A 19283-nucleotide genomic window follows, 5' to 3' on the forward strand; every position below is an offset into this window, starting at 1 on the left:
GCGTGATTGCACGCCGTCTGCGTGCCGCTTCTCCAGGCGCGGTGTCGTCGCCCGGCTCCGACCGGGCGATCCAGTACGCCGAGACCGTCGTGGTTGAAACGATGGGCCGCAGCGTACCGGATTCCCGCCTGCGCGGGGAACGACAGGCGGGCGCGGCCACGACGGCGCGCCGCTCCATGAATTGGAGCCGTAGCACGCGCCACCGCGCGCGATGGTTATCGATCTGCCAAAATCCCAGGGTAAACCGAATCTGACGAATTGCAGAAGTGCCTGCAAATCAGGGACTTTTTGAATTTCCCATACGCGCCTCGCGCGCTCGCGTTTACGTCTGCTTCATTGCGATACTTAAACTGCCATTCAAATTTGCCCGCCATCATCGCCTCCAACAAGCCGGCAAACGGCATGGGCAAGAAGACTCGGGGAAGAGTTGAACAGCTATTTGGACGGGAGCCGCGCTCGGTGGAGCGGGACGGCATAAGAACAAAGGGGATGCGTGATGTTTCAGGGTACTTTCGATCCGGAGACGGCGACGCCGATCGACGCGAGCGCGCTGTCGGACGTGCTGTTCGAGCGCGGGATCTATTGGGCGAGCGGTCGCTCCGGGATCGTCGATCTCGTCGCCGCGCACAAATGGTTCAACCTCGCGGCGTTGAAGGGCCGCAAGGACGCGGTGGCGCTGCGCCAGGAAGTCGCCGGACAGATGTCGGATGCCGAGATCTCCATCGCCCAGCGCGAGGCGAGGGCCTGGGTCTCCGCACACTGAGATGAGAACCGCCTCCGATCCGTGTTTGCACGGGTGGGCCCGGTTGCGCTGAATCAATTTTGCTTGTCGTGCCGCCGCATAAGACCCGACGGCATGGGCGACCAAAACACGAATGGACGATGGCTTCCGATTCAGATCGCTCCCGACGAGTGCGACCTGGAGCTCGGATGCCTTCACAAGACGGGAATTCAGCCCTGGTCCTTCCCGTGCCGGCGCAAGGGCGGCGTCTGGTTCAATGTCTGGGCCGGCGAGGCTGTGCTGATCTCACCCTCGCATTGGCGGATATGGCGATCCGGTATCTAGGTGCGCGCGCACATATATAAGGAATCATGCGAAGCGGGCTGAACGCCCCGTGCTCGTCCGTGGGCTAGTCTAGGCTCTGCGTCGGCTTCACGATCGCTGTCAGGTGAAAGAACGCAGTGATTGATTCTGCTGCTGGGTGGCGGAGAGGGAGGGATTCGAACCCTCGATACAGCTTGAGACCGTATGACGCTTTAGCAAAGCGTTGCCTTCAGCCACTCGGCCACCTCTCCGGTGCGAGCCTTATGCCTCTAATTACTTGGGCCGGTCAATTTAGAAGCGTGTGTTTTCGCTCGAATATTCCCAGTGATCTTCGCCACAAGACCGATGTTGTCGCGGCGAGAGTGTGGCGCTGCGAGAGCGGACGCGAAGCTTGAACCTCGGGCCCATCCCGCGAGGGTGTTCCCCGCATGGAAACCTCCTTGCTCACGCCGGAAGCCGATTTGCTAGGAAATTCAATGGCTCGCGAGAAGGGGCGATAGAGACTTGGCGCCCTGCGTCTCGGCTCGCCCAGCTGTCGGCCTGATTCCCAATAATCCCGCCTCCATAAAGAGTGTCTGCCGGCCGTCTCGGGCGTAGCGGGTGGCCAGCTTGCATCCGACTGGCCGCCCCGGAGGCGGTTGATACCCCCTCATTGAGTCTCGTTTCTGATTCCACGATTCGAGGTCGTCAAAGCCCTCCAGGCCGACGTCTCGGCTGGGCGCCTCATGTGGGGAACTTTGATGGCGGATGGAACTGTCGAAAAAAACATCAATGTAAACAATGTGTTGCGAGGGCGGTTTGATCACATCTGCGTGTTATTTGTGCAACACCCGTTGGAAAACACGCTTCATCGGCCCGTTTCGGAGCGTTCTTTTGTTGTGTGTGCAAGGGCGTTCGGTAATTGTGGCTGAGCGACGGAGGGGGGCATCCCGAGGTCGTCCCGTCTAGGTCTTTCGCTTAAGTCCCTCGCGTTCATGCGGGTGTGTCCGAAGGCGCGAAGGGACTTGAAGCGGTGATTTAGAGGGGGTTTGGGAATTGGCCGTCCGGTCAGTGACCTTCCCTGAAGAGCAACTTGGAGGTTTAACATGAAGTTGGTTAAGAGCCTTTTGCTCGGCTCAGCGGCGGGTCTGATCGCCGTGGGCGGAGCGCAGGCAGCCGATCTCCCCGTGAAGGCCAAGGCGGTCGAATACGTGAAGATCTGCTCCCTGTACGGAGCCGGGTTCTACTACATCCCGGGCACTGACACCTGCATCAAGCTGGGTGGTTATCTGCGCGCTGAAGTCGCGCTGAACACCAACTCGGTCTACGGCGGCCAGTTTAGCGGTACCGGCGGGGCGCACAACCGTCTCAGCAACTACTACACGATGCGCGCTCGTCAAGATCTCAACATCGACACGCGCACCGCGACCGAATACGGCGTCGTCCGCACCTTCTTCGATGCGACGTTCTCCTGGACCACTGGTAACTACACCGGTCAGGGGTCGGCCACTGGCGCGACCGGCTACTCCGCCACGACTGCTGGTACCGCCACCATCAACCCGACCGACGGTGGCACTTCGGGCGGCTCGCTCGGCGTGTATTACGCCTTCATCCAGTTCGCCGGCTTCACCATGGGTAAGGCCGTGTCGCAGTTCGACGCGCCCTGGACCAACTATCCCGGCAACAACTTCGACGGTCTCGTCGGCGGCAGCGGCACGGTCACTGGTGTCAACCAGTTCACCTACACCGCTGACTTCGGTCAGGGCATCACGGCGTCGTTCTCGGCGGAAGATGCGACGGCTTACTATCAGGCAGGCAATCTGAACCTGACGGGCGCAACGGTTGCTGGCATCGCTGGCGGTTCGTACGGATCCAACGCCATCGGCGGCTCGCGTTCGCCGAACCTCGTCGGTATGGTCCGTGTCGATCAGGCTTGGGGTCTGTTCCAGGCGTCGGTTGCCGCGCATGACAACCACGTCGCCTATTACGGCCCGACCGAGATCACTGGCCACCCCGACGACAAGTGGGGTTGGGCGGTTCAGCTCGCTCTGTCGATCAAGAACATCCCGACCGGCGCGGGTGACACGATCAACATTTCGGGCGTCTACACCGATGGTGCGACCCGCTACAACTTCCAGAACCTGGCAGGTAGCTCGTACTCGATGTTCAGTGGTTCCGACGTCGGGTACCAGAGCATCGGCTTCGCCAATGCTCCGGACACCGTGTTCGTGACCGGCGGCTCGCAGGAAACCGTCAAGACCTGGGGCTTCCGTGGCGCGTACACCCACAACTGGGATCCGTACTGGAACACTGCGATCTACGGCGCTTATGCTGCGGCCCAGTTCGGTTCGCTGGCCAAGAACGCCATCTGCGGCGGCGGCGGTTTCGTCGGTGTCATGGCTGTGGCCGGTGTCACCAGCTGTAACCCCGACTTCAACATCGGCCAGGTGGGCGTGATCACCCGCTGGACGCCTGTGAAGAATCTGACCTTCTCGGCGGATTTCAACTGGACCCGTCTCGATCAGAAGTATGCCGGCACGGCCGTCATCACTCCGGCCGCTGCGGTTTCCAAGCCGACCGCAGTGTATGAGCTCAAGGATCAGGACTCCTTCACCCTGCTCCTCCGCGCTCAGCGCAACTGGTAAGTTCGGTCTAACGACCTGACAGAGAACCCCGGCGGGCAACCGTCGGGGTTTTTCTTATGCCGGTCGTGTCTGGTTCGCTCGCGCAGGTGGTACCGCCACTCTCCGTTGATTTCGCGGCTTTGGTTGCGACCTGATGGAAGTCACTGTGGAGGGATGCGCTGCAAGCGCTCTCCGACCGGGGTGCGCAGAGAAGTCCGCCTTTGCCAGGCCCAACCGTACCAAGCGCCCCGACGATTTCGCCCTGCAGCAGGAGCGACCTACGCCTTCATCTGTCAGGGCACCGGTTCATCTGCCAGCCGGCACACCGGCGAGCGCGGCCGATCGGGCCGCAACGGTCGCAGCGCTCAGGGCGCGCGTCGGAAGGGATCGCCAGCGGATCGTGGTCGGTCGCCGGCTATGTCTCGGCGACTCAGGTCCTGACGAAGGCGACGCTCGCCCCCATGCTCGGCCGCGAATCGGAACGGGGCAGCGTCATTCCACGCTTACGGCGCCGCGACGCAGATCGGCTTCGATCTGCAAGCGCGTGCCGCCGCCGAAGCGGGCGCGGTAGACCTGAAGGTTCTCCATGATCCGCTGCACGTAGTTGCGCGTCTCGGAGAACGGAATCAGCTCGACCCAGTCGACCGCATCGACCTTCGGATCGCGCGGATCGCCGTAACGCTCGACCCACTTCTTCACGCTGCCGCGGCCGGCATTGTAGGCGGCGAAGGTCATGATGTAGGAGCCGCGATAATCCTCGAGCAATCCGCCGAGCTCGGCCGAGCCGAGCGCGGCGTTGTAGACCGAATCGTTCTTCAGCCGCCCCAGGTCGTAGGTCGCGCCGTGGCGTTTGCAGACGTAGCGGGCGGCGTCCGGCGTCACCTGCATCAGTCCATAGGCCTGCGCCGGCGAAACCACGCGCGGATTGAACGCGCTCTCCTGTCGCGCGATCGCATAGATGATGCTGCGCTCGACGTCGGGGCCGATCGGCGTGAACTGCGGAATGCCGTTGACGGGATAGGCGTAGAAATCGAACGGCAGGCCGCGGTTGAGCGCACCCTTGCCGACCAGCAGCATGCCGCGCGCATCGCTATAGCGCTGGGCGAGCTCGCCTAGGCCCGCAACCGCTTCAGGATCGCCATTCTCGCCCATGTCGGCGAGCATGGGCACCGCGAGCTCGCGCTCGTCGAGCTCGTAGAGCAGATGGGCAGCGCGCACGATCTCAAGCCGCTCGGCGCCACGCCCGCGCGGCTGGCTGTTGAGCTCGATCTGCGGCAGGCCGAGTTTGGCCCGGGCGAGCTGGCCGTAATAGCTGGTCGACTGTTCGGCGGCGCGCGCATAGGCGTTGCGCGCCTCCTGCTGACGCCCCATCGCTTCGGCCGCGCGGCCCTGCCAGTAGCCGGCGCGCGCCAGCGCGGTCGGATTGACGCTGCCGACGCCGATGCGGGCAAAATGCTGGGTGGCGGTCGCGGGGTCGTTGAGGAATCGCAGCGCGATCCACCCGGCGGTGAACTCCTGCTCGGTCTTGTAGATGTCGCGCGAGGGCAGGGCGGCATCGCGCGCGATCAAATAGGCCGTGCGGAATTCCTCGGTGTCGATCATCTTGCGCGCCAGCAGGCGCCGCTCGATCCACCATTCGTCGAGATTGTGAAGGCGACCCGGATCCTTGGGCGCCGACAGCATCAGCTGGGCGGCTTCAGTGAACTTCTCCTCGCGGCGCAGGAGCTGGATCTTGCTGAAGATGTAGCCGGGGTCATTGTGAAGCTCGCGCGGCACCGCGTCGAGCAGCGCCCGCGCGTTCGGCGCTTTCTTGACGGCGGCGATGCGGGCCTTGGCGAGCGCGACATAGCCGGCGCCGAGGCGCTTTGCGGCGCGCAGGGCCGCCTCGGTCTCGCTGCCGTAGAGCAGGGTGTCCATCCGCGCCTTCTGGTCGCCCGGCGTCAGCAGGGCACCGAACTGGTCGAGCGCGTTGTTCTCGGTGTCTTCCGACATCGGATCGCTGCGCCAGGCCTCGCGCACCAGCCGCTCGGCATTGGCGCGGTCGCCGCGCGCCAGCATCGCCTTGGCGAGCGTGAAGCGGCCCTTGGCGGAGATCGGAGACTCGTTCTCGAACCACGACCACGCGACCGAATCGTCGCGCCTGTCGTCCCACATCGCGGCCTCGAGGCGCCGGCGCAGGAAGGTCTGCGACGGCCAGGTCGGGTTGGCGGAAATGAAGGCGCGATAGCGTTCCACGGTCGCGCCGTTGTCCTCGCTGCGCAGAATGATCCATTCGGCGAGCTTTCGCGCGACCGGATCCGAGATGCCGGCGGCGGCATCGGTGGCGTCGCCGGCCTTGCGCTTGCGTACAAGCTCGATGACGCTCTCGAGCGTGTCCTTGTCGGCTTGCGACGTCGACGATGTCGCTGCGACCGCGGCCGGGATGACCGGCTTGCGCGGCGCCGCATGCTGGCGGGTCGCGGGGGCCAGCACGGGAGCTGTGAGCGGTCTGGCGGCGGCCGGGGCGGTGGGCCTGTCGGTGGCCGTCACGGGTGCGGTCTTTGCGGATTTGGGCGGCGATCCGTTGCTCGCCGGGTGCGATTTCGGCGAGGAGGCCGCTGCCGCGGGTTTCGGCTTGTCCTTCGCCGGTTCCTTGGCGGCAGCATCCTTGGCTGGCGTCTTCGCGCCTTCCTTGGCCGGGGTGCCACCCTTGCTCGCGCCCTTCGCGGCGTCCTTGCCGGCTCCCTGGACCGTGCCCTTGGCTGTTTCCTTGGCCGCGCCCTTGTTCGAGCCCTTGCTCAAGTCCTTGGCCGGTCCCTTCGCGGCGTCCTTGGCAGCTGGCTTCGCGGTCTCCTTGTTGCCGGTCTCCGCGGTCGTCTCATTGGACTTGGCGAGGGCGGCGCAGCCCAGCGACAGCCCTGCCGTCAGGCACACGACCAGACTGGTGGATCGCCATGCGGCACGAGCAAAGGAGGTCACGGCGTTTCGTCGCCCCGAATCAGTGAAGTGGCTCAAGACCTAGCTAAGTTTGATTGAATATGCGGACAAAATACCAACAGCCGCTTACCTCGGGCCGATTTGCACCATCACCGCGGCAAAATCGCGGCCTAAACGTTGCCCACACCCAGAAGCGGGCCTTTTACCGGCAGGATAGACCCGATATGAATGGGGCTTGCTCAAGAGATAGCCGCGTACGGAGGAAGTCCATGGCAGCCAAGACGAAGTTCCGGGGGTCGTTCACCGCCTTGGTCACGCCGTTCAAGAACGGCTCGCTGGACGAGGCGGCGTTCCGCTCCCTGGTCAACTGGCAGATTTCGGAGGGGACCAACGGCCTGGTCCCGGTCGGCACCACCGGCGAGAGCCCGACGCTGAGCCATGACGAGCACAAGAAGGTCGTCGAATGGTGCATCGCTGAAGCCAAGGGCCGCGTGCCGGTCATCGCGGGCGCCGGCTCCAACTCGACCAAGGAAGCGATCGAGCTCTCCCAGCACGCCGAAAAGGCGGGTGCGGACGCCGTGTTGATCGTCACGCCCTACTACAACAAGCCGACCCAGGAAGGGATGTACCAGCACTTCAAGGCGATCAACGACGCGATCGGCATTCCGATCATCATCTACAACATCCCGCCGCGCTCGGTGATCGACATGTCGGTCGACACCATGAAGCGGCTGTGGGAGTTGAAGAACATCGCCGGCGTCAAGGACGCCACCGCCAGCATGGTTCGCGTGTCGCAGCAGCGCGCGGCGATGGGCGAGGATTTCAACCAGCTCTCGGGCGAGGACGCCACCATCATCGGCTACATGGCCCATGGCGGCCATGGCTGCATCTCGGTGACCTCGAACGTCGCGCCGCGCCTGTGCTCGGAGTTCCACGCCGCCTGGCACAAGGGCGACACCAAGGCGGCGCTCGCGATCCACGACAAGCTGATGCCGCTGCACAACAACCTCTTCATCGAGAGCAATCCGGCGCCGATCAAGTACGCGATGTCGCTGCTCGGCAAGCTGGAGGAGACGCTGCGGCTGCCGATGGTGCCGGTCTCCGAGCCGACCCGCGTCGCCGTGCGCAGCGCGATGGTGCACGCGGGCCTGATCAACTGAGGCGTTAGCTTTTCCGGGGGAGCGTTCATGAGCGCGGTCGAGGAAAAGGGCAGGCGGATGCTCAAGGAGTTCCGCGAGTTCGCCATGAAAGGCAACGTCGTCGATCTCGCGGTCGGCGTCATCATCGGTGCGGCCTTCGGCGGCATCGTCAACTCGCTGGTCGGCGACGTGATCATGCCGATCATCGGTGCCGTCACCGGCGGCCTCGACTTCTCGAACTACTTTACCCCCTTGTCGGCGAAGGTCACCGCCACCAACTTAGCTGATGCGAAAAAGCAAGGCGCCGTGCTGGCTTGGGGCAGCTTTCTCACGCTGACGATCAACTTCATCATCATTGCCTTCGTGCTGTTCCTGGTGATCCGCGCCATAAACACGCTGAAGCGCAAGGAAGAGGCGGCGCCGGCCGCTCCTCCGAAGCCGTCGGCCGAGGTCGAACTGCTGACCGAGATCCGCGATCTCCTCAAGAAGTGACGCGCGCGCTTCATCCGAACTGTTAGATTCCGCGCGCATCTCAATCGGGTTTTATCCGTCATGGCCGACAAGAACGAACGTCCGATCAAGGTCATGGCGGAAAATCGCAAGGCCCGCTTCAACTATGCGATCGAAGACACGATCGAGGCGGGGATTGCGCTGACGGGGACCGAGGTCAAGTCGATCCGCAACGGCAAGAGCACGATCGCGGAATCCTATGCCGATTCCAAGAACGGCGAGATCTGGCTGATCAACGCCACCATTCCCGAATATCTCCAGGGCAACCGGTTCAATCACGAGCCCAAGCGGCCGCGCAAACTGCTTCTCCACCGCCGGCAGATCAACAAGCTGATGGGCGCGGTCGACCGCGAGGGCATGACGCTGATCCCGCTCAAGCTCTATTTCAACGAGCGTGGTCGCGCCAAATTGCAGCTGGCGGTTGCAAAGGGCAAGAAGCTGCACGACAAGCGCGAGTCCGAGAAGAAGCGCGACTGGAGCCGGGAGAAGGGCCGGCTGATGCGGGCGAGGGGATGACGAAATGAATCAACGGAACCTGCTCGAGGTCGACTGGAGCCAGATTCCCGCGCCTGCCGACGACGGCGGCGCCGCGCATCTCAAGGGCATGACATTGCCACCGATCGGACTGCTCGCGACCGATGATACGTCAGTCACGCTGTCGGCGCTGCGCGACCGCACCGTCGTGTTCGCCTATCCCCGCACCGGCGAGCCCGGCAAGATCGCGCTGGTCGACGATTGGGACATGATCCCGGGGGCGCGCGGCTGCACGCCTCAGACGTGCGCATTTCGCGATCTGTTCGCGGAGCTGAAAGCCGCGGGCGCCTCACACGTGTTCGGCCTCTCGACCCAGAGCAACGCCTACCAGACCGAGATGGCTTCGCGCCTGCATCTGCCGTTCCCGGTGCTCTCGGACGAGAAGCTGGTGCTGACGCGCGCCTTGAACCTGCCGACCATGGAGGTCGCGGGCCTGACGCTGATCAAGCGTCTCGCGCTTGTCATCGACGACGCCAGGATCACGCATGTGTTCTACCCGGTGTTCCCGCCCGACCGGAACGCCGGCGACGTGCTCGACTGGCTGAAGGCCAATCCCGCCAAGGGTTAGATCGCCCGCCCCAGGATGAAATGATTCCGGTCGAACCGATGCGAGCCAGCTGCGGGCATCGCAACCGCCTGACTCCATCAGGCCCTAATCGAGACCGGCCTTCACCTTCGCGAACACGCTTCGGAACATGTCCGGCGTCAGCACGCCGGTGTTCGTGTTGTAGCGCGAGCAATGATAGCTGTCGTAGAGCTTGAACCGGCCTGCCTGATGCACTGCGCCGTGGCCGAAGGGCGCCTGCGAGCCCTTCAGATTCAGCGGCTTGAGCACACTGTCGTGCGCAATCCGCCCGAGCGCGACGATCGCGCGCAGGTTCGGCATCGACGCCAGATTCGCCACGAGAAACTGGCGGCAGGTGTTGATCTCGACCGGCAGCGGCTTGTTTTGCGGCGGTACGCAATGCACGGCGTTGGCGATCCGGCAGTCCACCAGTTTCAGGCCGTCATCGGGGCGCGCCTGATAGCTGCCCCTGGCAAAGCCGTATTCGAGCAGCGTGGCGTAGAGCAGGTCGCCGGCATAGTCGCCGGTGAAGGGCCGTCCCGTGCGGTTGGCGCCCTGCATTCCCGGCGCGAGGCCCACGATCAGGAGGCGTGCCTCGAGGTCGCCGAAGGGCGCAACCGGCGCATTGTGCCACGTCGGCTCGCGTGTGCGGTTCGCCTCGCGAAAGGCGACCAGGCGCGGACAGAGCGGACAGTCACGGTCGGGAACGACGGCGAGAGGCTGGCGGCTTGACCGGGCCGCCTCACTCCTCGAAGTCTTCATCGCCCCTCGGCGCCATCGTGGTTGCGCGCTGGAGGAATTGCGGGGCGTGGTGACGTTCGCCACGCTCGCCGCGGTCGCGCGGGGCGGGGCGCTCGGACGGGTCGCGGCCGAGCTTGGATTGCAGCTCGACGAGGTCGGTGAAGACGTCGGCCTGGCGGCGCAGCTCGTCGGCGATCATCGGCGGCTGGCTGGCGATGGTGGAGATCACCGTGACCCGCACGCCGCGGCGCTGCACGGCCTCGACCAGGGAGCGAAAGTCGCCGTCACCCGAGAACAGCACCATCTGGTCGATGTGCTCGGCGAGCTCCATGGCGTCCACGGCAAGCTCGATGTCCATGTTGCCCTTGACCTTGCGGCGGCCGGAGGCGTCGATGAATTCCTTGGTCGCCTTGGTGACGACGGTGTAGCCGTTGTAATCCAGCCAGTCGATCAACGGGCGGATCGAGGAGTATTCCTGGTCTTCGATGATGGCGGTGTAATAGAACGCCCGCAACAACGTCCCGCGGCCCTGAAACTCCTTCAGTAGACGCTTGTAATCGATGTCGAAGCCCAGAGTTTTCGCGGTCGCGTAGAGATTGGCCCCATCGATGAAGAGCGCGATCTTGTTGGTCGGAGAAGGTGACATTCAGTTTGCTCGCGTAGTGTTCGTGATTGATCGTTTTTTGTTGGCGCGGCGACAGCAAGCCGCGCAGTTCTAAAGTGCCGCTGAGACCCGTCGAAACCGCAAGTCCGGAGAAGTCGGGGCAATCAAGGTATAGTTATGGCGGACTTGCATACACCCGGGGCTGCCCTCGATGGCAGCCCAGAAAACCCCGTCCCAGCCCCAATGTGGCGTTAGCAGAGCCGTTTGGCGAGACCAAATCACAAATTAGCCTTGCGAAATCGTCCCGGCCCCTATAACTAGCCCCAATCATCCACATATTTCGTCCCACCCATAACGGAGCGACAGTCCATGGCTCGCGTCACCGTAGAAGATTGTATCGACAAGGTCGACAACCGGTTTGACTTGGTCCTGCTGGCCGCCCACCGAGCCCGCATGATTTCGTCCGGTTCACAACTAACGGTTGACCGCGATAACGACAAGAACCCTGTTGTGTCTTTGCGTGAAATTGCCGAGACGACGATCTCGCCGGAGGATCTCCGCGAGGAGCTGGTGCACTCGCTCCAGAAGTTCGTCGAGGTGGACGAGCCCGAGCCGGATACGGTGCCGCTGATCGGTTCCGCAGGGGCGAGCGTCGATGCCGACGATACCGAAGTCGCCGTCGAGCGCATGACCGAAGAGGAGCTCCTGAAGGGTCTGGAAGGCCTCGCGCCTCCCGAGGAGCAGCCCGAGGAAGACGAGTAATTCCTCCATCGTGATCATCGACTGCTTGTGATCTTATCAAAGGCCCGAACCCTTGTTCGGGCCTTTGCTTTTGTTGACGTTTTCGTGGTTACCATAATGTTGCCGGTTGGCGCTGCGCCTGTCACTGAATTGATCGGACACGCGCGCGATCGGAGCTAGGATGTATACAGCGGACCGCCTCGGGCCCGTTTGAAAGCAGGACGGAATGGTATATCGGCGCCGCAGATCCACGCAGATGCAGGCCGCAACCGAATCGGTTGCCGTGGCCCCGACTGCGCCGGTCGCGCGCCCCGCCAGGCCCCGCGCGCGCATGATGCGTCAATATGACCTCGTCGAGCGCGTCAGATCCTACAATCCCAACACCAACGAAGACCTGCTGAACCGCGCCTATGTCTACGCCATGAAGGCGCATGGTTCGCAGACCCGCGCCTCGGGCGATCCGTATTTCTCGCATCCGCTCGAAGTGGCGGCCATTCTCACCGACCTGAAGCTCGACGACGCCACCATCGTGGCAGCACTGCTGCACGATACGATCGAGGACACCGAGGCGACGCGGGCCGAGATCGATCAGATCTTCGGGCCGGAGATCGGCGCGCTGGTCGAGGGCCTGACCAAGCTGAAGCGGCTCGAGCTGGTGTCACGCGAGGCCAAGCAGGCCGAGAACCTGCGCAAATTGTTGCTGGCCATTGCTGATGATGTCCGTGTGCTTCTGGTCAAGCTCGCCGACCGCCTGCACAACATGCGCACGCTGGAATTCGTGCCGACGGAATCGCGCCGGCGCATCGCCGAGGAGACGCTCGACATCTACGCGCCGCTCGCGGGGCGCATGGGCATGCAGGAAATGCGCGAGGAGCTGGAGGATCTGTCCTTCCGCACCCTCGATCCCGAAGCCTATTCGGTGGTGATGCAGCGGCTCGATGCGCTTGCCGAGCGCAACCGCAATTTGATCGGCGAGATCGAGGACCAGCTCTCCAACAATCTGCGGCACAGGGGCCTCGGCGCGCGGGTCTATGGCCGCCGCAAGAAACCATTCTCGATCTGGACCAAGATGGAGCGCAAGTCGGTCGGCTTCGAGCAATTGTCCGACATCTTCGGCTTCCGCCTCGTCGTCAACGACATCGAGGCCTGCTATCGCGCGCTCGGGATCGTCCACACCACCTGGCCGGTCGTGCCGGGGCGCTTCAAGGACTACATCTCGACGCCGAAGCAGAACGACTACCGCTCGATCCACACCACCGTGATCGGCCCCGGCAACCAGCGCGTCGAGCTCCAGATCCGCACCGAGGCGATGGACCAGATCGCAGAGCGCGGCATCGCCGCGCATGTCTTCTACAAGGAAGGCGTGGGCTCGCCGACCGAATACCTCAAGCGCGAGTCCAACGCGTTCGCCTGGCTGCGCCACACCATCGGAATCCTCTCCGAGAGCGCCAATCCCGAGGAATTCCTCGAGCACACCAAGCTGGAGCTGTTCCACGACCAGGTGTTCTGCTTCACCCCGAAGGGCAAGCTGATCGCGCTGCCGCGCCACGCCAACGTGATCGACTTCGCCTATGCGGTGCACACCGACGTCGGCAACAGCGCGGTGGGCTGCAAGATCAACGGCAAGTTCGCGCCGCTGTCCTCGGAGCTCCAGAACGGCGACGAGGTCGAGGTGCTGACCTCGGAAGCGCAGTCCGCGCCGCCGTCGGCCTGGGAAACGCTCGCAGTCACCGGCAAGGCGCGCGCCGCGATCCGCCGCGCCACGCGCACCGCGGTGCGCGATCAATATGTCGGCCTCGGCCGGCGCATCGTCGAGCGTCTGTTCGAGCGCGCCAAGATCGAATATGCCGACGACAAGCTCAAGGGCGCGCTGCCGCGGCTCGCGCGCACCTCGATCGAGGACGTCATGGCGGCGGTCGGTCGCGGCGAGATCAAGGCCTCCCACGTCGCGCGTGCGATGTACCCGGACTACAAGGAGGAGCGCATCGCACGCTACGGCGTCAAGAAGGGCCTCGCCGCGAAGCTCAAGGAAAAGGGCGCCTCGGAGCCGCCGCGCAGCCCGGTCGCGATCCCGATCCGCGGCATCAACTCCGACTTGCCGATCAAGTTCGCGCCCAATGGCGGCGCCGTGCCCGGCGACCGCATCGTTGGTATCGTCACGCCGGGCGAGGGCATCACGATCTATCCGATCCAGGCGCCGGCGCTGAAGGATTTCGAGGAGGAGCCGGAGCGCTGGCTCGACGTCCGCTGGGACATCGAGGACTCCGCGCCGCAGCGCTTCCCGGCCCGCATCAGGGTCGAGAACGTCAACGAGCCCGGCGCGCTGGCGCAGATCGCGACCGTGATAGCCGAGCACGACGGTAACATCGACAACATCAGCATGCAGCGCCGTTCGCCGGACTTCACGGAGACGACGATCGATCTCGAAGTCTACGATCTGAAGCACCTGAGCGCGATCCTGGCTCAGTTGCGCGCGAAGGCGGTCGTCGCCAAAGTCGAACGTGTTAATGGATAGGCGCTTTGCGTATGCGCCTGTCGCCCCGATTTCGTGAGTCCTGAAATGCCCGCAATTCCGCTCCGCCTCGGCGTCAATGTCGACCATGTCGCGACCCTGCGTAACGCGCGCGGCGGCCGCAATCCGGATCCGGTGCGCGCGGCGCTGCTCGCGATCGGGGCCGGCGCCGACGGTATCACCGCGCATCTGCGCGAGGATCGCCGGCACATCCGCGACGAGGACATGGCGCGGCTGAAGGCGGAGATCTCCAAGCCGCTCAATTTCGAGATGGCGGCGACTGACGACATGTTGCGCATCTCGCTCGCCACCAAGCCGCATGCGGTCTGCCTGGTTCCGGAGCGGCGCCAGGAGGTGACGACCGAAGGCGGGCTGGATGTGGTCGGCCAGCACAACGCGCTCGCGCCCTATATCGCGCGGCTGAACGATGCCGGCATCCGGGTCTCGCTGTTCATCGCCGCCGACCCCGCCCAGATCGAAATGGCGGCACGGCTGCGCGCGCCCGTGATCGAGATCCACACCGGCGCCTGGTGCGACGCCGTCGTCGACGGCCACACCGACAAGGCCGAGGCCGAATGGCGGCGGATCGTGGCGGGGGCGAAGCTGGCCAGGGATGCGGGGCTCGAGGTCCATGCCGGTCACGGCCTCGACTATGCGACAGCGGAGACGATCGCCGCGCTCCCCGAAATTATGGAGCTCAACATCGGCTATTACATGATCGGCGAGGCACTGTTCGTGGGTCTGGCCGAGACCGTGCGCAACATGCGTGCTGCGATGGACCGTGGCCGGAGCCGGGCATGATCATCGGCATCGGCTCCGACCTGATCGACATCACCCGTGTCGCCAAGGTGATCGAACGTCATGGCGAGCGCTTCCTCGACCGCATCTTCACCGAGGCCGAGCGGGCCAAGGCGGAGCGGCGCGCCAAGAACGAGAAGATGGTGGTGGCGACCTACGCCAAGCGCTTCGCCGCCAAGGAGGCCTGCTCCAAGGCCCTCGGTACCGGCATCAGGCGCGGCGTCTGGTGGCGCGACATGGGGGTGGTCAACCTGCCGGGCGGGCGGCCGACCATGCAACTGACCGGCGGCGCGCTGGCCCGGCTTCAGGCCCTGACGCCGGACGGATTCGAGGCGCGGATCGACGTTTCGATCACCGACGACTGGCCGCTGGCGCAGGCCTTTGTCATCATTTCCGCCGTGCCGCCTGCGAAGCCCTGAGAATATCCGTCCTATTTTATAATTCATATGTAAAATCAATATCTTACTCAGTTTTGATGCGATCCTTGATTGCGTGGCCTCCGACAACCGTCTAAAAGTCCGCCGTCGCAAATCAGCTTGGGCGAATTCGGCTTTACGCCGGAATTGGCCCTCACTATCAGAATCAGGACAATCTCCATGGGCCGCGAAGCAATGGGCTGTTCGCGCCAGGAGGGCGCTCTGTGACCGCCGGCCGGAATTGAGAGAGCAATGAGCGTGACTTCAGGAACGAAAACTGAGAGCGGCGTCGGTGAAACGATCCGGGTCGTCATTCATGCTCTCCTGATCGCGCTGGTGATCCGCACCTTCCTGTTTCAGCCTTTCAACATCCCGTCGGGCTCGATGAAGGCGACGTTGCTGGTCGGCGACTATCTGTTCGTCTCGAAATATTCCTACGGCTATAGCCACTATTCGATTCCGTTCTCGCCGCCGCTGTTCTCGGGGCGAATCTGGGGCTCGGATCCGAACCGCGGCGACATCGTCGTGTTCCGCCTGCCGAAGGACGATTCCACGGACTACATCAAGCGCGTGATCGGCCTTCCCGGCGACCGCGTCCAGATGCGCGACGGGCTGCTCTACATCAACGACACGCCGGTCGAGCGGCAGCGCATGAGCGAATATGTCGGCGAAGACCCCTGCGGCTCGGAAGGCGGCGGCATCTCCCGGGTGAAGCGCTGGAAGGAGACGCTGCCGAACGGCGTGTCCTACGAGACGCTGGACTGCGCCGACAACGGCTACATGGACAACACCAACGTCTACACGGTGCCGCCCGGCCACTTCTTCATGATGGGCGACAATCGCGACAACTCCACCGACAGTCGCTTCCTCGGCCAGGTCGGCTACGTGCCGCAGGAAAATCTGATCGGCCGCGCCCAGATGATCTTCTTCTCCATCGCCGAAGGCGAGCATGCCTGGATGTTCTGGCGCTGGCCTTGGGCGGTACGCTGGAATCGTTTCTTCAAAATCGTCCGATGAAAGACGAAGCCAAGGACATCGCGACCCAACCGACCGAGGCGCAAGCGGGCCCCGAAGGGGAAGCTGCGACCAGGACAGCTGCAGACAAGGCGCCTGCGAAGAAGAAGCGGGTGCGGAGCAGCAAGGCCAAGGCCACGGATGCGAACGCGGCGCTCGAGGCGCGCATCGGCCACGGCTTCGCTGACCCGAACCTCCTGATGCAGGCGATCACGCATGTCTCGGCGCTGAAGTCCGGACGCAAGCGCGGCGACAGCTATCAGCGGCTGGAATTCCTCGGCGACCACGTGCTCGGGCTCGTCGTCTCCGACATGCTCTATCACGCCTTCCCGAACGCCGACGAAGGCGAGCTGTCCAAGCGTCTGGCCGAGCTCGTGCGCAAGGAAAGCTGCGCCGACGTCGCCAAGTCGCTCGGTCTGCTCGACGACATCAAGCTCGGCTCGGTCGGCCCCAGCGCCGACGCGCGCCTGCGCAAGAGCGTGTTGGGGGACATCTGCGAGGCCGTGATCGGCGCCATCTTCCTCGACGGCGGCCACGCGGCGGCAGCCGAATTCGTCAAGCGCAACTGGACCGAGCGCATGCACAAGCCGCGCCGTCCCTTGCGCGACCCCAAGACCGTGCTGCAGGAATGGGCGCAAGGGAAGGGGCTGCCGACGCCTGTTTACCGCGAGGTCGAGCGCACCGGCCCGCATCACGACCCGCAGTTCCGCGTGGCAGTCGATCTGCCGGGGCTGGCGCCGGCGGAAGGTATCGGCGGCAGCAAACGCGCGGCAGAGAAGGTGGCAGCTTCAGTGATGATCGAACGCGAAGGCGTTGGCGGCGGCAATGACGGCTGAAGCAAGCAGCGAGGCGCCCACTGGTACGCGCTGCGGCTTCGTTGCGCTGATCGGCGCGCCGAATGTCGGCAAGTCCACGCTGGTCAACGCGCTGGTCGGGGCCAAGGTCACGATCGTCTCGCGCAAGGTGCAGACCACGCGCGCGCTGATCCGCGGCATCGTCATCGAAAACAATGCGCAGATCATCCTGGTCGACACGCCCGGCATCTTCTCGCCCAAGCGCCGGCTCGACCGCGCCATGGTCTCGACCGCCTGGAGCGGGGCGCATGACGCCGACCTCGTCTGCGTGCTGCTGGATGCCAAGACCGGGATCGACGAGGAAGCGGAGGCGATCCTCGCCAAGGCCGCTGGCGTCAATCACGACAAGATCCTGGTGATCAACAAGGTCGATCTGGTCCAGCGCGAGAAGCTGCTGGCGCTGGCGCAAGCCGCCAACGAGCGCATGAAGTTCGCGCGGACGTTCATGATTTCGGCGATCTCGGGCGACGGCGTCGACGACATCCGCAAGACGCTCGCGGAAATGGTGCCGCCGGGCCCGTTCCTCTATCCCGAGGACCAGATGTCGGACGCGCCGATGCGGCAACTCGCGGCCGAGATCACGCGGGAAAAGATCTATCAGAAGCTGCACCAGGAATTGCCCTACCAGTCCACGGTCGAGACCGACAAGTGGGAGGAGCGCAAGGATCATTCGGTGCGGATCGAGCAGACGATCTTCGTCGAGCGCGAAAGCCAGCGTAAGATCGTGCTCGGCAAGGGCGGCGCAACCATCAAGTCGATCGGCGCGGATTCGCGGAAGGAACTGATGCAGATCCTCGACGTGCCGGTGCATCTGTTCCTGTTCGTCAAGGTACGCGAGAACTGGGGCGATGATCCCGATCGCTACCGCGAGATGGGCCTGGACTTCCCCAGAGAATAACCAAGAAAAGATCGGTATCCGATGAGCGTGCCCAGCAACGTCCGGCGCTTCGAAGCGCTGCTCTATGCATCGTTGATGCTGGATGCCCTCTCGGTCGCGGTGCAGGACCGCACGCCCAATGCCGAGATGACTGAGCAGATGATCATGACGGCGACCTTGCTCGCCGGCGGCATGATCCTGCTGCTGGTCTATTTCGTCTGGCTGGCCGCGCATCGGCGCAAGAACTGGCCGCGCTGGGTGCTGGCGGCGGCCCTGGTGTTGTCGGTGATCTCGCTCGGCCAGATCATCGGGGAGAGGGGCCTGGAGTTCGATAGCGCCATCGAGATCGTCTCCTGCGCGCTGACCACGATCGGCCTTTATTTCTCCTTCGCCGGCGATGCGCAGGGCTGGTTCAACGCGTGAGTTTTCAGGCGGTGTCGTAGGGTGGGCAAAGGCGCGCCCTTGCGCGCCGTGCCCACCGCGATCGCCAATGTTCGGTCGATGAAAATTGGTGGGCACGCTTCGCTTTGCCCACCCTACGAAAGCTCGAATTGCGCTAGACTTCCTCCCATGGAATGGACCGACGAAGGCATCGTGCTGGGGGTGCGGCGGCATGGCGAGAGCAGCGCCATCGTCGAGCTGCTGACGCGCGCCCATGGCCGGCATCTCGGCCTCGTCCGCGGCGGCGCCGGCTCGCGGATGCGGCCGCTCTTGCAGCCCGGCAACAGCGTCAGCGCGGTGTGGCGGGCGCGGCTCGACGAGCATCTCGGGACCTATGCGGTCGAGGGATTGAAGCTGCGCGCGGCGACGCTGCTGGCATCGTCCCACGGGGTCTATGGCGTCACCCATCTCGCCTCGGTTGCGCGGCTCTTGCCGGAGCGCGATCCGCACGAAGAGATCTTTGCGTTGCTCGAACATTCGCTCGACGATTTCGAGGACATCGGCAGCGCCGCCGTGCATCTGATCCATTTCGAGCTGGCGATGCTCGCCGAGCTGGGTTTCGGCCTGGCGCTGGAGAATTGCGCGGTGACCGGCGAGACCACGGACCTGATCTACGTCTCGCCGAAATCCGGCGGTGCGGTGTCGCGCGGCGCGGGCGAGCCGTGGCGCGACCGGTTGTTGCGGTTGCCGGCCTTTCTGCGCCATGGCGAGACCGCGAGCGATCTCACCGAGCAGGATCTCCAGGACGGCTTCCGGCTCACCGGCCTGTTCCTGCTGCGTCACGTGCTGGAGCCGCGCGGGCAGGGCCATTCCGATGCGCGGGCCGGCTTCATCAACGCCCTGATACGGCAGCAGGCGAGGGCAGCGATTCCCGCGCCATGAGCTCATCGGGACTCTGCACTGCCCGTTGGCATGGAGTTCCCCGGAACGAAATCGGGCCGGTCGAGTTCGCCTTCAGGTTCCACAACGGGGG

Annotated in this window: 18 protein-coding genes and 1 tRNA gene; 15 read left to right on the forward strand and 4 right to left on the reverse strand. The window is 64.1% G+C overall.

What is annotated here, in order from left to right:
- Positions 1–496: 496 nt before the first annotated feature.
- Positions 497–763: a hypothetical protein gene (locus XH96_RS17575; RefSeq protein WP_194393555.1), complete on the forward strand. Its 267-nt coding sequence runs from the start codon at positions 497–499 to the stop codon at positions 761–763.
- Between the two features lie 440 nt (positions 764–1203).
- On the opposite strand, the gene XH96_RS17580 is transcribed toward XH96_RS17575, so the two are convergent.
- A tRNA-Ser gene (locus tag XH96_RS17580) sits at positions 1204–1296 on the reverse strand.
- A gap of 834 nt (positions 1297–2130) precedes the next feature.
- Here XH96_RS17580 and XH96_RS17585 point away from each other — a divergent pair.
- Positions 2131–3669 carry a porin gene (locus XH96_RS17585; protein ID WP_194393556.1) on the forward strand — a complete coding sequence of 513 codons (1539 nt, stop codon included), beginning with the start codon at positions 2131–2133 and terminating at the stop codon, positions 3667–3669.
- 471 nt (positions 3670–4140) lie between these two features.
- Here the strand turns inward: XH96_RS17585 and XH96_RS17590 are convergent, their stop codons facing one another.
- Positions 4141–6606 carry a transglycosylase SLT domain-containing protein gene (locus XH96_RS17590; protein WP_194393557.1) on the reverse strand — a complete coding sequence of 822 codons (2466 nt, stop codon included), beginning with the start codon at positions 6604–6606 and terminating at the stop codon, positions 4141–4143.
- Between the two features lie 227 nt (positions 6607–6833).
- Between XH96_RS17590 and dapA the strand changes: the two genes are divergently transcribed.
- From dapA to XH96_RS17610, 4 genes are read left to right on the forward strand one after another with little or no spacing between them, the layout of a single operon-like run.
- Entirely contained in the window at positions 6834–7724 is an 891-nt protein-coding gene (gene dapA, locus XH96_RS17595; RefSeq protein ID WP_194393558.1) for a 4-hydroxy-tetrahydrodipicolinate synthase, read from the forward strand.
- Between the two features lie 57 nt (positions 7725–7781).
- Positions 7782–8195: a large conductance mechanosensitive channel protein MscL gene (mscL, locus tag XH96_RS17600; protein ID WP_061877353.1), complete on the forward strand. Its 414-nt coding sequence runs from the start codon at positions 7782–7784 to the stop codon at positions 8193–8195.
- Positions 8196–8255: 60 nt separating this feature from the next.
- Positions 8256–8729: an SsrA-binding protein SmpB gene (gene smpB, locus XH96_RS17605; protein ID WP_024341117.1), complete on the forward strand. Its 474-nt coding sequence runs from the start codon at positions 8256–8258 to the stop codon at positions 8727–8729.
- 4 nt (positions 8730–8733) lie between these two features.
- Positions 8734–9315, forward strand: coding sequence for a peroxiredoxin (locus tag XH96_RS17610; RefSeq protein WP_194393559.1), 582 nt, complete (start codon positions 8734–8736; stop codon positions 9313–9315).
- An 84-nt stretch (positions 9316–9399) separates the two neighbouring features.
- Here the strand turns inward: XH96_RS17610 and XH96_RS17615 are convergent, their stop codons facing one another.
- Positions 9400–10074 (reverse strand): uracil-DNA glycosylase, encoded by a 675-nt coding sequence (locus XH96_RS17615; RefSeq protein ID WP_194393560.1) that lies wholly within the window; start codon positions 10072–10074, stop codon positions 9400–9402.
- Complete coding sequence (locus tag XH96_RS17620) at positions 10055–10699, reverse strand: NYN domain-containing protein (protein ID WP_028179699.1); 645 nt, start codon at positions 10697–10699, stop codon at positions 10055–10057. Before XH96_RS17620 ends, XH96_RS17615 begins: the two co-directional genes overlap by 20 nt.
- A gap of 327 nt (positions 10700–11026) precedes the next feature.
- On the opposite strand from XH96_RS17620, the gene rpoZ reads away from it, so the two are divergent.
- The 9 genes from rpoZ to recO all read left to right on the forward strand — a co-directional run bounded on the left by rpoZ (position 11027) and on the right by recO (position 19192).
- Positions 11027–11419, forward strand: coding sequence for a DNA-directed RNA polymerase subunit omega (rpoZ, locus tag XH96_RS17625; protein ID WP_007603391.1), 393 nt, complete (start codon positions 11027–11029; stop codon positions 11417–11419).
- Between the two features lie 205 nt (positions 11420–11624).
- Positions 11625–13913, forward strand: a complete 2289-nt coding sequence (locus XH96_RS17630; protein WP_194393562.1) for a bifunctional (p)ppGpp synthetase/guanosine-3',5'-bis(diphosphate) 3'-pyrophosphohydrolase — start codon at positions 11625–11627, stop codon at positions 13911–13913.
- A 45-nt stretch (positions 13914–13958) separates the two neighbouring features.
- Positions 13959–14711, forward strand: coding sequence for a pyridoxine 5'-phosphate synthase (locus XH96_RS17635; RefSeq protein ID WP_194393564.1), 753 nt, complete (start codon positions 13959–13961; stop codon positions 14709–14711).
- Positions 14708–15127, forward strand: coding sequence for a holo-ACP synthase (gene acpS / locus XH96_RS17640; protein WP_194393565.1), 420 nt, complete (start codon positions 14708–14710; stop codon positions 15125–15127). The genes XH96_RS17635 and acpS overlap by 4 nt, the downstream gene beginning before the upstream one ends.
- Before the next feature lie 249 nt (positions 15128–15376).
- Positions 15377–16141, forward strand: a complete 765-nt coding sequence (lepB, locus tag XH96_RS17645) for a signal peptidase I (protein WP_061877333.1) — start codon at positions 15377–15379, stop codon at positions 16139–16141.
- On the forward strand, positions 16138–16974 hold the full coding sequence (gene rnc, locus XH96_RS17650) for a ribonuclease III (RefSeq protein WP_194393567.1): 837 nt from the start codon (positions 16138–16140) through the stop codon (positions 16972–16974). The genes lepB and rnc overlap by 4 nt, the downstream gene beginning before the upstream one ends.
- Entirely contained in the window at positions 16964–17890 is a 927-nt protein-coding gene (gene era, locus XH96_RS17655) for a GTPase Era (protein WP_194393568.1), read from the forward strand. The genes rnc and era overlap by 11 nt, the downstream gene beginning before the upstream one ends.
- A 21-nt stretch (positions 17891–17911) precedes the next feature.
- A complete protein-coding gene (locus tag XH96_RS17660; RefSeq protein WP_194393570.1) occupies positions 17912–18292 on the forward strand; it encodes a hypothetical protein in 381 nt (126 codons plus the stop codon).
- Between the two features lie 147 nt (positions 18293–18439).
- Positions 18440–19192 (forward strand): DNA repair protein RecO, encoded by a 753-nt coding sequence (recO, locus tag XH96_RS17665; RefSeq protein WP_194393571.1) that lies wholly within the window; start codon positions 18440–18442, stop codon positions 19190–19192.
- The last annotated feature ends 91 nt before the right edge of the window (positions 19193–19283 follow it).

Origin of the sequence: Bradyrhizobium sp. CCBAU 51765 (assembly GCF_015291725.1) — a bacterium.
In the GTDB taxonomy this organism is placed as follows: Bacteria; Pseudomonadota; Alphaproteobacteria; order Rhizobiales; family Xanthobacteraceae; genus Bradyrhizobium; species Bradyrhizobium liaoningense.

Excerpts from the sequence above, each read along its gene's own strand:
- XH96_RS17575 (WP_194393555.1), top strand. The coding sequence starts at position 497 with ATGTTTCAGGGTACTTTCGATCCGGAGACGGCGACGCCGATCGACGCG.
- XH96_RS17585 (WP_194393556.1), top strand. The coding sequence starts at position 2,131 with ATGAAGTTGGTTAAGAGCCTTTTGCTCGGCTCAGCGGCGGGTCTGATC.
- dapA (WP_194393558.1), top strand. The coding sequence starts at position 6,834 with ATGGCAGCCAAGACGAAGTTCCGGGGGTCGTTCACCGCCTTGGTCACG.
- mscL (WP_061877353.1), top strand. The coding sequence starts at position 7,782 with ATGCTCAAGGAGTTCCGCGAGTTCGCCATGAAAGGCAACGTCGTCGAT.
- smpB (WP_024341117.1), top strand. The coding sequence starts at position 8,256 with ATGGCCGACAAGAACGAACGTCCGATCAAGGTCATGGCGGAAAATCGC.
- XH96_RS17610 (WP_194393559.1), top strand. The coding sequence starts at position 8,734 with ATGAATCAACGGAACCTGCTCGAGGTCGACTGGAGCCAGATTCCCGCG.
- XH96_RS17615 (WP_194393560.1), bottom strand. The coding sequence starts at position 10,074 with ATGAAGACTTCGAGGAGTGAGGCGGCCCGGTCAAGCCGCCAGCCTCTC.
- XH96_RS17620 (WP_028179699.1), bottom strand. The coding sequence starts at position 10,699 with ATGTCACCTTCTCCGACCAACAAGATCGCGCTCTTCATCGATGGGGCC.
- rpoZ (WP_007603391.1), top strand. The coding sequence starts at position 11,027 with ATGGCTCGCGTCACCGTAGAAGATTGTATCGACAAGGTCGACAACCGG.
- XH96_RS17630 (WP_194393562.1), top strand. The coding sequence starts at position 11,625 with ATGGTATATCGGCGCCGCAGATCCACGCAGATGCAGGCCGCAACCGAA.
- XH96_RS17635 (WP_194393564.1), top strand. The coding sequence starts at position 13,959 with ATGCCCGCAATTCCGCTCCGCCTCGGCGTCAATGTCGACCATGTCGCG.
- acpS (WP_194393565.1), top strand. The coding sequence starts at position 14,708 with ATGATCATCGGCATCGGCTCCGACCTGATCGACATCACCCGTGTCGCC.
- lepB (WP_061877333.1), top strand. The coding sequence starts at position 15,377 with ATGAGCGTGACTTCAGGAACGAAAACTGAGAGCGGCGTCGGTGAAACG.
- rnc (WP_194393567.1), top strand. The coding sequence starts at position 16,138 with ATGAAAGACGAAGCCAAGGACATCGCGACCCAACCGACCGAGGCGCAA.
- era (WP_194393568.1), top strand. The coding sequence starts at position 16,964 with ATGACGGCTGAAGCAAGCAGCGAGGCGCCCACTGGTACGCGCTGCGGC.
- XH96_RS17660 (WP_194393570.1), top strand. The coding sequence starts at position 17,912 with ATGAGCGTGCCCAGCAACGTCCGGCGCTTCGAAGCGCTGCTCTATGCA.
- recO (WP_194393571.1), top strand. The coding sequence starts at position 18,440 with ATGGAATGGACCGACGAAGGCATCGTGCTGGGGGTGCGGCGGCATGGC.